This is a genomic window from Cryobacterium levicorallinum (genome assembly GCF_004402405.1).
Classification (GTDB): domain Bacteria; phylum Actinomycetota; class Actinomycetes; order Actinomycetales; family Microbacteriaceae; genus Cryobacterium; species Cryobacterium levicorallinum.
In genome coordinates this window covers 121,658-133,654 of sequence record NZ_SOFE01000008.1, presented here as the reverse complement: position 1 = coordinate 133,654, position 11,997 = coordinate 121,658, and the positions used below count along the sequence as shown (strand labels likewise).

At 67.0% G+C, this 11,997-nt stretch carries 11 protein-coding genes; 3 read left to right on the top strand and 8 right to left on the bottom strand.

What is annotated here, in order from left to right; translation table 11 throughout:
• Window positions 1-7 precede the first annotated feature (7 nt).
• The 8 genes from E3O11_RS04575 to E3O11_RS04540 form a co-directional block, all read right to left on the bottom strand.
• Window positions 8-334: a DUF1801 domain-containing protein gene (locus E3O11_RS04575; RefSeq protein WP_158251640.1), complete on the bottom strand. Its 327-nt coding sequence runs from the start codon at window positions 332-334 to the stop codon at window positions 8-10.
• Window positions 335-628: 294 nt separating this feature from the next.
• A complete protein-coding gene (locus tag E3O11_RS04570; protein ID WP_092449295.1) occupies window positions 629-1,621 on the bottom strand; it encodes an FKBP-type peptidyl-prolyl cis-trans isomerase in 993 nt (330 codons plus the stop codon).
• A 120-nt stretch (window positions 1,622-1,741) separates the two neighbouring features.
• Complete coding sequence (locus E3O11_RS04565) at window positions 1,742-2,335, bottom strand: energy-coupling factor transporter transmembrane component T family protein (RefSeq protein ID WP_092449294.1); 594 nt, start codon at window positions 2,333-2,335, stop codon at window positions 1,742-1,744.
• Window positions 2,332-3,012: an energy-coupling factor ABC transporter ATP-binding protein gene (locus tag E3O11_RS04560; protein WP_092449293.1), complete on the bottom strand. Its 681-nt coding sequence runs from the start codon at window positions 3,010-3,012 to the stop codon at window positions 2,332-2,334. Before E3O11_RS04560 ends, E3O11_RS04565 begins: the two co-directional genes overlap by 4 nt.
• A complete protein-coding gene (locus E3O11_RS04555) occupies window positions 3,009-3,617 on the bottom strand; it encodes a biotin transporter BioY (RefSeq protein ID WP_092449292.1) in 609 nt (202 codons plus the stop codon). The genes E3O11_RS04560 and E3O11_RS04555 overlap by 4 nt, the downstream gene beginning before the upstream one ends.
• A gap of 82 nt (window positions 3,618-3,699) precedes the next feature.
• Window positions 3,700-5,499, bottom strand: coding sequence for a glycoside hydrolase family 15 protein (locus E3O11_RS04550; RefSeq protein WP_092449291.1), 1,800 nt, complete (start codon window positions 5,497-5,499; stop codon window positions 3,700-3,702).
• Window positions 5,500-5,545: 46 nt separating this feature from the next.
• The gene (locus E3O11_RS04545) at window positions 5,546-6,034 is read right to left on the bottom strand and encodes a hypothetical protein (RefSeq protein WP_134495417.1); all 489 of its coding nucleotides are present in this window, start codon (window positions 6,032-6,034) and stop codon (window positions 5,546-5,548) included.
• Window positions 6,035-6,133: 99 nt separating this feature from the next.
• Window positions 6,134-6,322, bottom strand: a complete 189-nt coding sequence (locus E3O11_RS04540) for a hypothetical protein (RefSeq protein WP_092449289.1) — start codon at window positions 6,320-6,322, stop codon at window positions 6,134-6,136.
• Window positions 6,323-6,446: 124 nt separating this feature from the next.
• Between E3O11_RS04540 and E3O11_RS04535 the strand changes: the two genes are divergently transcribed.
• Genes E3O11_RS04535 through E3O11_RS04525 form a run of 3 tightly spaced genes read left to right on the top strand, consistent with a single transcriptional unit; the run spans window position 6,447 to window position 11,936 of the window.
• Window positions 6,447-7,073, top strand: coding sequence for a TetR/AcrR family transcriptional regulator (locus tag E3O11_RS04535; RefSeq protein WP_241991132.1), 627 nt, complete (start codon window positions 6,447-6,449; stop codon window positions 7,071-7,073).
• Window positions 7,074-7,101: 28 nt separating this feature from the next.
• Window positions 7,102-10,014 carry an MMPL family transporter gene (locus E3O11_RS04530; protein ID WP_092449288.1) on the top strand — a complete coding sequence of 971 codons (2,913 nt, stop codon included), beginning with the start codon at window positions 7,102-7,104 and terminating at the stop codon, window positions 10,012-10,014.
• On the top strand, window positions 10,011-11,936 hold the full coding sequence (locus tag E3O11_RS04525) for a YhgE/Pip family protein (protein ID WP_092449287.1): 1,926 nt from the start codon (window positions 10,011-10,013) through the stop codon (window positions 11,934-11,936). Before E3O11_RS04530 ends, E3O11_RS04525 begins: the two co-directional genes overlap by 4 nt.
• Window positions 11,937-11,997: the final 61 nt, after the last annotated feature.

The window sequence follows — 11,997 nt, the reverse complement described above, 5'->3', positions numbered from 1 at the left end:
CCGGGTGTTACGCGGCTTCGAGCTCGCGCACCTGCTGCAGCCAGACGTCGAACAGGTCGCTGTCGAAGTCGTCGACGCTCTTGAGCTTGTACTCGCTCATTTCGGCCGACCCGCTCGCGTTGAGCTTGCCCGAGTGATCGGTGATGGCCTGTCCGCGCCAGAACAACACGGTGACGAAGGTGGGGTACGCCTTGAATCCGGCGACCGGTAGGTCATCGTCGAGCCAGACCGGATGTCCGTGCCACAGTTCCGTCGAGGTCTCCGGCAGGGCCAGGTCGAACTTGTCCCGGAGCAGGCCGACGACGGTCGCGAGCGGCTCGGCCGGCACGGCCACGTACTCGGCGATGGTCGTCGGCTTGGCAGCGGCTGCGACAGTGGCGATAGCCGGGGCGTCGACGTGGAATTCGGTGGGGGCGGAGGTGGACGTGGATGTCAGGTGAATAGCCTCTTTCGATGCTGGAACTCAGGCCCGGCGAGGTGCCGGACAGATTCGTTACTGCTTCCACACTCTCACGGAATTCGCGTTCGTGGCTGGGCGGACACTCAGGATCAGCGCTTCCGGGCACAAGAAAAAGCGCCGCCCGCCGACCGGGTGGTCGACGGGCGGCGCCCGATGAAACGTGAGGTTCTAGGCCGCCGGACCACCGGCAACGGCGAGGATGTCAATGACGAACACCAGGGTGTCGGTACCGGAGATGCCCTGGGTACCCTCCTCGCCGTAGCCGAATTCCGGCGGAATCACGGCCAGGACCTGGGAACCGACGGTCTGACCGACCAGAGCTTCGGTGAAGCCGGCGATCACGCCGTTGGTCGGGAACAGGCTGTAGTCGGCCCGGCCCCAGGAGGAATCGAAGGTTTCGCCGGTGGCCCAGAGGGCACCGGTGTAGGCGACGGCCACGCTCGCGCCATCGGTCACGACTTCTCCGTCACCGGTCTTCAGGTTCGTGATCTTCAGGTCGGTGGGAGCGTCGGTGGCGGGGATGGTGATGGTCGGTGCGCCGTCATCGGCGAGGGCCACGGTGGGGAAGCCGTCTTCGACGGGCTGGTCCTCGCCGGAGGCCTGGGTCGGGACATCCTCGATCACGCTGATGACGTCCATCACGAAGATGACCGGCTCGCCGGCGGCGACGCCGGTCGTGCCCTGGTCGGCGAAGGCATCCGCTGCCGGGCTCACGGTGACAATGCGTTCACCCTCGACAGCGCAATTGGCCGAACGCACCAGGCCCGGCAGAAAGCTCGTGTCATTGATCGGAATCACGAGGCTGGCACCGTCGGTGTTGTAGGTCGTCGGCTGAATGACCTCTTCGGTCTTGGCGTTGTAGAGGGTGATCGCCACCTCGACGATCGAGTCCGTCTTGGCGGTGTCGGTTCCGGTGCCTTTGATGGCGACCGTGCGCTGCGAAGCCGTCGGCTCCAGTGGTGCATCGATCGAGATGTCGAGCGGAGCGCCGAAGTCACCGGTGACCTTCACGCTATCGGAGAGCTTGCCCGACTCGGTGCAGTCAGCCGAGGGGGAGCTAGCGGCAGCGGCATCCGTTGCTTCGGTCGTGTCGCTGCTGCCGCAGGCGGTGAGCGCGAGCGTCAGGCCCACAATGGTGAGCAGGGCGGGGATTTTCGACACGGGGCCTCTTTCGAGAACGTAGCAAGTTGGCAGGCAATTGTTCGGTTGGCGCGAACGGCCAAGTGCCTACTCTGCCACGCCTCGCCTCGGAGCGGGCTGAATGGCGCGCGGTGGCGCGATTCAGTCGTCGAGACCGCGCGCGATCAGCGCCTCGCCGAGGGCATCCGCTGCATAAAGTGAGCGCACCACCACCGGTACTGCGATCGACATGAGCGACCACTGCGTACCGCGCGCGGTGCGCGCCTCGAGTACCTCGCGCACGATGTCACTGACCAGCGGAATACAGCGAATGGTGAGGGCCACGAGCAGTCCTACCCTGTCGGGGTCGACGAACCGTCGAAAAGGGCGCAGCAGCGTCTGGAACGCTTCGAGCACCGCCGTGACCGTTGTGGTCATGGTGAACAGGGCGGCGAGGGCGACGGCGACGAGCAACCGGCCAGCCATGAGGGCAGCCACGAGCCAGCCGGAGAGCAGCCCCTGGATGGGCACGGCGATTAGCAAAATGAACAGAATCGGAATGATCTGCCCCGCGGCGGCTCGCACCGGAACGCGGGCGATCACAAACAGCAGCACGACCCCGGCCACGGCGCCGCCGATAAGGCGGAGGTCGGGCGAGGTTCCGATCAGTAAGACGCAGAGCGAGAGCAGAAACAGCTTGAGCAGCGTCGGCGCGCGGTGAATGAACGAGCTGCCGGGGCTGTACAGCCCGATCATGCGAGCAGGGCGCGATAGGCCGCGAGCGACCGTTCCGGCGTGCCGTCGGCCACGACTTCGCCCTCCTCGATCACGATCACCCGGTCGAATTCTTCGACCAGGTGCAGGTGATGGGTGACCACGATGACCTGCTGGGGGAGCGTCTGCAACAGTTCGCTGATGCGCCGCACATTGCGGGCGTCGAGCAGAGTGGTCGGTTCATCGGCGACAATCGTCGCCGGCTCGGCGACCAGCACGGCGGCGAGAGCCAGCAGCTGTTTCTGCCCGCCGGACAGGCGATGCGCCGGATGATCGGCGTGCTCGCTCAGCCCGAACTGAGCGAGCGCGGCCGTCGTGCGCTCGTCGATCTGCCCCTTATCGAGGCCGCGGCGCCGCAGCGTGAAGGCGACGTCTTCCCGCACCGTGGGCATTACGATCTGGTTGTCGGGGTTGGTGAAGATGAACCCGATCTTGCGCCGCACGTCTCGGGCGTGCCGGCCCACAGTCTGCCCGTCGACTGTCACGGTGCCGCTTTGCGGGGTGACGAGCCCGTTGATCAGGCGCACCAGGGTGGACTTGCCCGAGCCGTTCGCGCCGACGATACCGATGCGCTGCTCGGTCAGGTGCAGGTTCACATCACGCAGCACCGAGCGGGCGCCGAACGCATGCGAAACCTGCTCGAAGCGGATGCTGCTCACGCGTGGCCCTGGCGCCCCTTCGGCAGCGCGATCAGGCCGGGGTAGGCCTTGTGTACCTGGCGGGCGACCAGCACGGTCACGATGACCTTGATCAGGTCGCCGGGCAGGAAGGCGACGTTCAGGCCGATCGCAGTCCAGAGCGGCAGCCCGAGATTGATGGCCATGACCGGAATGCCCAGGAGATAGACGGCGACGATGCCGCCAAGAATGGTGGCACCGAGGGCCGGCCAGAACGGGTACTTCGGCAGCAGGCGGGCGGTGAGGTAGCCGGTGACGAAAGCACCGAGGAGCCAGCCGTACAGGTAGCCGGCAGCCGGGCTGACGGTGAAGACGCCGATTCCACCGCGGGCGCCGGCGAGCAGGGGCAGCCCGACCGCGGTCAGCACGAGGAACAACAGCACGGCGAGGGTTCCCTTGCGCGGGCCGAGAATGGCGCCGGCGAGCATCACGCCGAGGGTCTGCATCGTGATCGGCACCGGGCCGATATTGAGCGGTCCCGGCAGGCCGAGCGCGGCGATGAGGGCGGCGAAAATAGCGATCTGGGCAAGATCACGGGCGGGCAGAATGCGGCGAGCCGGAGCGCTCGAGCGGATGGTGTCGGTCATGTTTTCAATTTAGATATCGGCAGGTACCCGGCGCTGAAGAATACCTACAATAAAAAGCGCTGAACTGTAGAGGTTGTGATTTTTAGCCCGCCAGCACTCGGGTGGGGGAGGCCAGGCCCGCGACGATGGAATCCGCTGCCCGCACCAGCGCCAGGTGGGAGAGCGCCTGCGGGGTGTTGCCGGCCTGGTGCCCGCCCGCAACGTCGTACTCCTCGGAGAGCAGGCCGACATCGTTGACGAAGCCGAGCAGGCGGTTCATCAGTATGTTGGCATCGTCGATGCGGCCGGAGGTGGCGTACTGCTCGACCAGCCAGAACGAGCAGGCCAGAAACGGATGCTCACCCGGCGGCAATCCGTCCACCCCGGCAGTCGTGCGGTAGCGCAGGAGTAGGCCATCGCGGCAGAGGTCCGCCTCGATCGCGGCCACGGTACCGAGCATGCGCGGATCGGTCGGTGCGCAGAAGCCGACCTGAGGGAGGACGAGGAGGGAGGCATCCACTTCGGTACTGCCGTAGTACTGCACGTAGCTGCCGAGGTTTTCGTTGAAACCGCGGGTTTCGATGTCGGCGCGCACCTCGTCGCGCAGCGTCTTCCAGCGTTCGAGCGGACCGTCGAGGCCGCACTCCTGGATGCCGCGCACGGCACGGTCGAAGGCGGCCCAGACCATGACGCGGGAGTGCGTGAATTCGCGGGCCTGCCCGCGCACCTCCCAGATGCCCTGGTCGGCCCGGCGCCAGTTCTTCTCGAGAAAGCTCATGAGTGCTCGCTGCAGCGGCCAGGAGAACTCGGTTTCGCGCACCCCGGCAGCGCGTGCGGCGTGCAGGGCGACCATGACCTCGCCGATGACGTCGGACTGGAACTGGTTGACCGCGTCGTTGCCAACCCGCACGGGGGAGGAGCCGTTGTAGCCGGGCAGGCTGCTCAGCTCGCGTTCGGGGAGGTAGCGCTCGCCGGAGAGCCCATACATGATCTGCACGTCGCTCGGATCCCCGGCAATGGCGCGCAGCAGCCAGGCCCGCCAGTCGCCGGCTTCCACCTCGTAGCCGTGGCTGAGCAGCACCTCGAGCGTGAGTGAGGCGTCCCGCAGCCAGACGTAGCGGTAATCCCAGTTGCGGGTGCCACCGGTCTGCTCGGGGAGTGACGTGGTCGCTGCGGCCACGATGCCGCCGGTTCGTTCGTGCGTCAGGGCGCGCAGCACCAGCAGCGAACGAACCACCTGGGCGCGCAGGGGGCCGTCGTGGCTGCAACGGGATGCCCAGCTCTGCCACCAGGCGCGGGTCGAGCGGTAGGCCGCATCGATGTCGATGGCCGGTGGAATCTCCCGGTGCGAGCGATACCAGGTCATTTGGGCATCGACGGTTTCGCCGGCGATGACATCGAAGTGCGATTCGTGCCGGTGGTCTGACGCGCGGAGCGCCGGGCCGCGCACGACGATGGCGTCGGGTCCGGCGATCGCGACCAGGCCGCGCACCGACTCGCCCTTCAGCTGGCGCACCCACGGAATCGTCGTCGCATAGCCAAAGCGGATGCGCAGATCCTGCGTCATCGCCATCGTGCCGGTGATGCCGCGCACCCGGCGCACCAGGTCGGCCCGGCCATCACCGTGCGGCATGAAGTCGAGCACCTCGACCTGCCCGGTGCTGGTGGTCCACAGTGTCGATAGCACGAAGGTGTCGCCGTCGTAGCGGCGGGTGGCGATGGCGTTTGGGTCGGCGGGAGCGAGCAGCCAGCGGCCATGGTTTTCATCGCCGAGCAGCGCACCGAACATTGACGCGGAGTCGTAGCGGGGCAGGCAGAGCCAGTCGATGCTGCCATTGAGTCCGACGAGTGCCGCCGAATGGCAGTCGCTGATCAGTGCGTAGTCCTCGATGGGGAGTGCCATCAGGCCATCCTGTCAGCAGGAGGGTGAGAGTGCGCTGACGATCTGCTTAGGCTACGAGGCGAGCGGAGGCGAGGGTGGCCGACGCTTTGTCGATCCAGGCAGCGGATGCTGCGGCGAGGTCGTCGTCCGAGCTGGCCACGGTTGCAATGGGGGCCGTGTTGATCAGCTGGGTGTGGATCGGGGCTGCGTCGATTGGCTGCGCGGTGATCGGGACGGGATCGTTCCAGGTGACAATCGGGGCCGGGGTCCAGGACAACGCCGTCGGTTCGCCGCTGCTTTCGCCGCGCAGCGTCGCCTGCTCGGTGAGGATGGTCTCGGTCAGTTCGACCGCGATCTCCCGGGCCTTGAGCCCGTGAAATATGACGTCGGTATCGCCGGGGGTCCGGGGCGAGAGCGTCCAGTCGCCGTTTTCGCCGATGAGTTCGCGGAGTTTGTCGTGCAGCAGCTCAAAAATCTGTTCGTCGCCAAGGACCGGGGCTGCGGCCACGCTCATCGCCGCGCTCGCGGCCAAACGTCGGCGTCGACGACCAAACATGACGAGCCCCTTTCAGATGCAGCCGACAATCAGCTACTGCCTCCAGTTTCGGTCACCAAACAGCGACTCGCCGGACGGCGCGCCGACCAGCAGCCGAACTCAGCTGTCGATTTCGCGTTTATTGGCGTCTTCGATGACCGTGCCGATGGCCACAGCGGCGCTCAGCGCCCACCCCAGCCACAACATCACCAGACGCCAGTCGCGCGGTCCGTGCCTGGTGGCCTGCACGGTGTTCCATCCGCCGGCGATGACGCCGATCATGGCACTGCTGAATATGAACTTTCGCATGTGAACCTCCGGCCTAAGGTTACCCGGAGCCTCCCCGGCCTGGGCAAACCCGAATAGGCTGAGAAAAACCCCTGAACTGACCGATCGGACAGGATCTGACCGATCGGTCAACTAGCCTGTGGTCGTGCCCATTCTTCCTGCGACATCCGCTGCACCGCCGGCCGGCGGCATCCGCTCACAAACCGGCGCCGACCTGCGCCAGGTCGCGCTGACCCAGTTCGCGTCGGTGGGATTCGCGGCAACCTCGCTGCAGAATATTGCCGACATCGCGGGCTTCTCCAAATCCAGCGTGCTCTACCACTTCGCCTCCAAGGAGATGCTGCTCGAGCAGGTGCTCACGCCGGCCATCGACCAGCTCGAGGTCGTTCTCGACCGCTTCGTGACCGAGCCCGAGACCATTGCCACCCGTGAGCGGTTCGTCGATGACTTCATCGACTTTCTGCTCGAGTTTCGGCTGGAACTGCACACCTTCATCAACCAGGCCCAGTCGCTGCGCGGCATCGCCATCATCGACCGGGCCGGACTGCTCATCGTTCGTCTCGCCGCGAGTATCTGCCACGACGACGCGAGCAATGAAGACCGCCTGCGGTTCGGCTTCGCCCTCGGCGGTGCCGCCTACTCGCTCGTGGCCGGCATGACCTTTCTGGGCGAGGCCACCCTGCCCGACGACGACCTGCGCCCGGCGCTGCGCACCGTGATGACCGAACTGCTCGCCCCCGTCTCCGTACACCCGCGCCCCGCTCACTCCTGAATTTCTGCGCCGTCCGAAAGTAGTTTTCATGGCAACCGTTCTGTATCGTCTCGGCCACTTCGCCTACCGGCGGGCCTGGCTCAACATCGGCATCTGGGTGCTGCTGCTCGCCGGCATCTTCGGCGGCGGCATGGCCCTCAACGGCCAGACGCAGGAGTCCTACGCGATCCCCGGCACCGAGTCGCAGGATGCCATCGACTCGCTCGCCGCGGTGTTCCCCTCGGCGGCCGGCGCGCAGGTGCAGGTCGTTTATCACGTGCCGAGCGGGGCATCCATTGATGATGCGCCGTACCGGGCCGCCATCGAAAGCATGGCCACAGAGATCGGCGTCATCGACGGCGTCGACACCGTGATCACCCCGTTCAGCGACTACGCAGCGGATGCCGTCTCGAGCGACTCCGAGACCGCTTTCAGTCAGGTGGCGCTCACTGGGCAATCCACCGACGTGTCCACGGACACCCTCGACGCCCTCGTGGCCACTCGGTCGATCGGGGAGGACGCCGGCTTGCAGGTCGCGTTCGGCGGCCAGGTCTTCCAGGACAACACCTTCGGTATCACCGTCACCGAGGTGCTCGGCGTGCTCTTCGCCGGCGTCGTGCTGCTCATCACCTTCGGTTCCCTGCTCGCCGCCGGCATGCCGCTTCTCATGGCCATGATCGGCGTCGGCGTCGCGATCGGCGGCATCACCGCGGTGAGCGCCTTCGTCTCGGTCTCGAGCACCGCCCCCATGCTCGCGCTCATGCTCGGGCTCGCGGTCGGCATCGACTACTCGCTGTTCATTTTGTCGCGGCATCGATCCCAGCTGGCTACCGGCATGAAACCGCACGAATCGGCCGCGACGGCCGTCGCCACCGCCGGTGGCGCCGTGGTCTTTGCCGGCATCACCGTGATCATCGCCCTGCTCGGACTACTGGTGGTCGGCATCCCCTTCTTGAGCGTGATGGGACTCGGCGCCGCATTCGCCGTGCTGGTCTCGATCGGCGTGGCCGTGACCCTGCTGCCCGCCGTGCTCGGCGTGGTCAAGGGCAAACTCATCCCCAAAGTCGGCGGACGGGCCCACCGTCGGGCGACCACCCCCGACGATGGAAGACCGACCCTGGGCCGGCGCTGGGTCGGACTGGTACTCAAGGCCCCGATCGTCGCCGTCATTGTGGTGGTCGGCGTGCTGGGAACTCTCGCCATTCCCGCACTCAGCCTCGACCTCAACCTGCCGGACGGCGGCTCCGAACCGGCCGGCTCGACCCAGCGGGAGGCCTACCAGCTCATCAACGACGGCTTCGGCCCCGGCTACAACGGCCCGCTCGTCGTCGTCGTCGACATCACCCAGACCACCGACATCTTCGGTGACCTCGACACCATCGGCGCCCAGATTCGCGACCTGCCGGGCGTCGCCTACGTGGGCACGGGTACCCCAAACCCCACCGTCGACACGGCCATCATTCAGGTGATGCCCGACAGCGCACCGGATGCCGCGGCCACGAAAGACCTCGTGCAAATGATTCGAGACCTCGGCCCGGGCATCACCGCGAGCCTCGGCACCCCGATCGCCGTCACCGGCGCGACTGCCGTCGGCATAGACATCTCCAACCGGCTGACCGACGCGCTCATTCCCTTCGCGCTCATCGTGGTTGGGCTCTCGATCATTCTGCTCATGATGGTGTTTCGCTCCGTCTTCGTGCCGATCAAGGCCGCGCTCGGCTTTTTACTGTCGGTGTTCGCCGCCATCGGCGCCACCGTGGCGATCTTTCAGTGGGGCTGGTTTCCCGACCTGTTCGGCGTAGAAAACCCCGGCCCCATCCTCAGCTTTCTGCCAATTCTGCTCATGGCGGTCTTGTTCGGCCTCGCGATGGACTACGAGGTGTTCCTCGTCTCGGGAATGCGCGAGGAATTCGTGCGCACCGGCAACGCCCGGCAATCGATCATCCACGGCTTCGCCCATGCCGGCCGGGTTGTCACCGCCGCGGCCCTGATCATGTTCTTCGTCTTCTTCGCGTTCGTCCCCGACGGCACCGGCGCCATCAAAGGCATCGCCTTCGCGCTGGCTGTAGGGGTCATGCTCGACGCCTTCCTGGTGCGCATGACGCTCGTTCCGGCCGCGATGGCACTCGCCGGAAAAGCCGCCTGGTGGCTGCCACGCTGGCTCGGGCGGCTGCTGCCGAACGTCGATATCGAGGGGGAAGGACTGCGCCAGCACCTGCACGACAGCGCGTGGGCGGCGGAGCAGACCGATGCGATCACGGCCGATGAAGTCGTCTTCGGCCTCGAGACCGCGCCGATCGGTCCGCTCAGCCTGAGTATTCCGGCTGGTTCGCTCGTGCGGCTCACCGGCACGGCCGGTCACCGCCGGGTCGTCGCGGCCACCCTCGCCGGACGACTTGATCCGGTCAGCGGACGACTGCAGGTGCTCGGCTACCCGCTGCCATCCGACCGGCAGCAGACCCTGCGCCGGGTTGCCCTCGCCGATATCGGTGAGCATCGGGACACCGAGATCACCGTCGGAGAACTGCTCGCCGAACGGCTGCGGCTCACCCTGCCCTGGTACCGGACTGCCGCGGTCGCTAGCCGTCGCGCCGTCTGGATCAGCAGTATTAACCGGGCCCTGGGTGCCGGTCAGTCGGTGACGGCCGCCACGACGATTTCGGCGCTACCGGCCCACGGTCGGGCGACCGTGCTGGTCGCGGCGGCGCTCACCGAACGCCCCGGTGTGGTCTTCGTCGACCTCGGTGAGGGCCTCCCCGAGCCCTTTCTGGGCCGGGACCTGGCGACGGTACTGGCCATGCTGGCACCCCCGACAACCACGCTGGTGCTCGGCGCTGCACGCTTCGACATCGATGGCCCGGAATCGGCGCACGATCGACCGTGGCAGCAGATCGATCTCGACGCGCCAGTTGACGACGACCTGATGATGGATTCCCTCGATGGAAAGGCCCTGCAGCGATGAGCACCGCACTCGACAAACTGTTCAGCCGTACCGCGCGGCAGCGGCGGCTGACCGTCGCCGCTCTCGTGGCCGTCGTGGTCGCCGTGCCGCTCGCCGTGGCCGGACTGTTCACGGTGGCTCTCGTCTCGGCCGATGACCGGGTCGACACCATTCCCGCGATCGTCGTGAACAACGACGAATTCGTCACGACCACCCTGCCGGACGGCACCGAACAACAGGTTCTAGCCGGTCGATTGCTCGTGACCGAACTGACCGCGCCCAGCGCCAGCGATGCCAGCACGGCCGGATTCGACTGGACTATCTCCAACACGGCCGACGCGCAAGCGGCGCTCGCCGCCGGAGACGCCTACGCGATTCTGACCATCCCCAGCGATTTCTCCGCCTCGATCAACTCGCTCTCGGGCAGCACCCCGGTGCAGGCAGACCTCGATATTCGCACCGATGATGCCCATTCCTACCTCGCCGGCTCGCTGGCCCAATCGGTCGGCTCGGCCATGGCGGGCGCCTTCGGCCAGGCGATCACCGCGCAGTATCTCGAAGGCCTGTACACGAATCTCGCCCTGCTTGGCTCGTCCCTAACGGACGCCGCCGACGGCGCGGCCGCGCTCTCCACCGGGGTGAGTGGGGTCAAGGCCGGCCTCGATTCCCTTGCGGCCGGCACGGCGACCGCCGCTACCGGGGCGGCATCCGCTGCCAGCGGAGCGACGAGTTATGCCTCGGGCGTGGCCTCCTATACCGACGGCGTCACCGGGCTGAGCGCGGGGCTGACCGAGCTGAAGTCCGGCGCCGGCGCGCTGGCTCCGCTCGAAACCGGGCTCCCGGCCTACGCCTCGGGAGTGCAGGGAACGGCGGCAGCGTTCACGGCCCTCAACGCGCAGATGCAGGCCGACCCGAACGTCGCAGCCTACGCCGGCGCGCTCGCGCAAATTCAGGGCGGCCTCACCGCACTCGGCGCCCAAAGCCCGGGCATCGGGGCAGCCGGCACCGGAATTGGGTCGGTGCTGGACGGCATCTCGTCGAGTGCGAACGGTGCGCTTACGCTCGCGGCCGGCGGCCCAGCCTTGTCAAGCGGCGCAAGCGATCTCGCGACCGGTGTGCAGGGAATTTCCGCCGGGCTCGGTACCCTCGCTTCCGGCACCCAGTCGGCCCAGGCCGGGACGCACGCACTGGAAGCCGGGGCCGCCGAGCTCGCGACCGGGCTGGCGGACGGCGCGGCGGGGGCATCCGTTTTCACCGATACCGATACCGATGCCGCGACCACCGCCGCGGTCGTCTCCGAGCCGGTCAGTGTCACGACCGAGCGCGACCACTTGATCGACTCAGCCGGCCCGATCATCGGCATGATTTTCGTGCCGGTCGGCCTGTGGATCGGCGCCCTCGTCGTCTTTCTGCTGTTCAAACCGCTCACAGCATCCGCCTTGGCGTCGACGACGAGCACCGGCCGGTTGCTGCGTCGCGGCCTCGGCCGGGCCTTCGCCATCGTTGCCGGCCAGGCCGTTCTGGTCACCGTGCTGCTGCATACCGCCCTCGATGTGGCGTGGACGCTGCTGCCGGCCACCCTCGGCTTCGCCCTGCTGTTGGCCTTCGTGTTCGTGGCCGTGCAGCACTGGCTGAGCGTCGCGTTCGGTCGGGTCGGCATCGTCATCTCGCTCGTGCTGCTCGCCCTGCAACTCGCCGCGGCGAGTGGGCTGTATCCGATCGAACTCGTCGCCGCCCCATTCCAGGCGTTGAGCCCCTTTCTGCCGCTGACCTGGGCCGTGAACGGCCTGCAGGCGATTGTCAGTGAAAGCGGGGGAGCGGATGTTGCCGCCGCCGCCGCAATACTGCTCCTGTTCGCGATCGGTAGCGTGCTGCTCTCGTTCTGGAGTGTGGCCCGAGCGCGCGGAGCCCGCTCGTTCGGGCTGGGGCTGGCCAGGGCGTAGGGCGCGGTGCCCCCATGAGACTGGGGGGCGACTGGTATCCTTGGGAGGGCAACACAGGCGT

What these genes read in the sequence shown, in the direction of transcription:
- E3O11_RS04565 (WP_092449294.1), bottom strand. Translation starts at nt 2,335, where the DNA reads ATGATCGGGCTGTACAGCCCCGGCAGCTCGTTCATTCACCGCGCGCCG.
- E3O11_RS04555 (WP_092449292.1), bottom strand. Translation starts at nt 3,617, where the DNA reads ATGACCGACACCATCCGCTCGAGCGCTCCGGCTCGCCGCATTCTGCCC.
- E3O11_RS04550 (WP_092449291.1), bottom strand. Translation starts at nt 5,499, where the DNA reads ATGGCACTCCCCATCGAGGACTACGCACTGATCAGCGACTGCCATTCG.
- E3O11_RS04545 (WP_134495417.1), bottom strand. Translation starts at nt 6,034, where the DNA reads ATGTTTGGTCGTCGACGCCGACGTTTGGCCGCGAGCGCGGCGATGAGC.
- E3O11_RS04540 (WP_092449289.1), bottom strand. Translation starts at nt 6,322, where the DNA reads ATGCGAAAGTTCATATTCAGCAGTGCCATGATCGGCGTCATCGCCGGC.
- E3O11_RS04530 (WP_092449288.1), top strand. Translation starts at nt 7,102, where the DNA reads ATGGCAACCGTTCTGTATCGTCTCGGCCACTTCGCCTACCGGCGGGCC.
- E3O11_RS04525 (WP_092449287.1), top strand. Translation starts at nt 10,011, where the DNA reads ATGAGCACCGCACTCGACAAACTGTTCAGCCGTACCGCGCGGCAGCGG.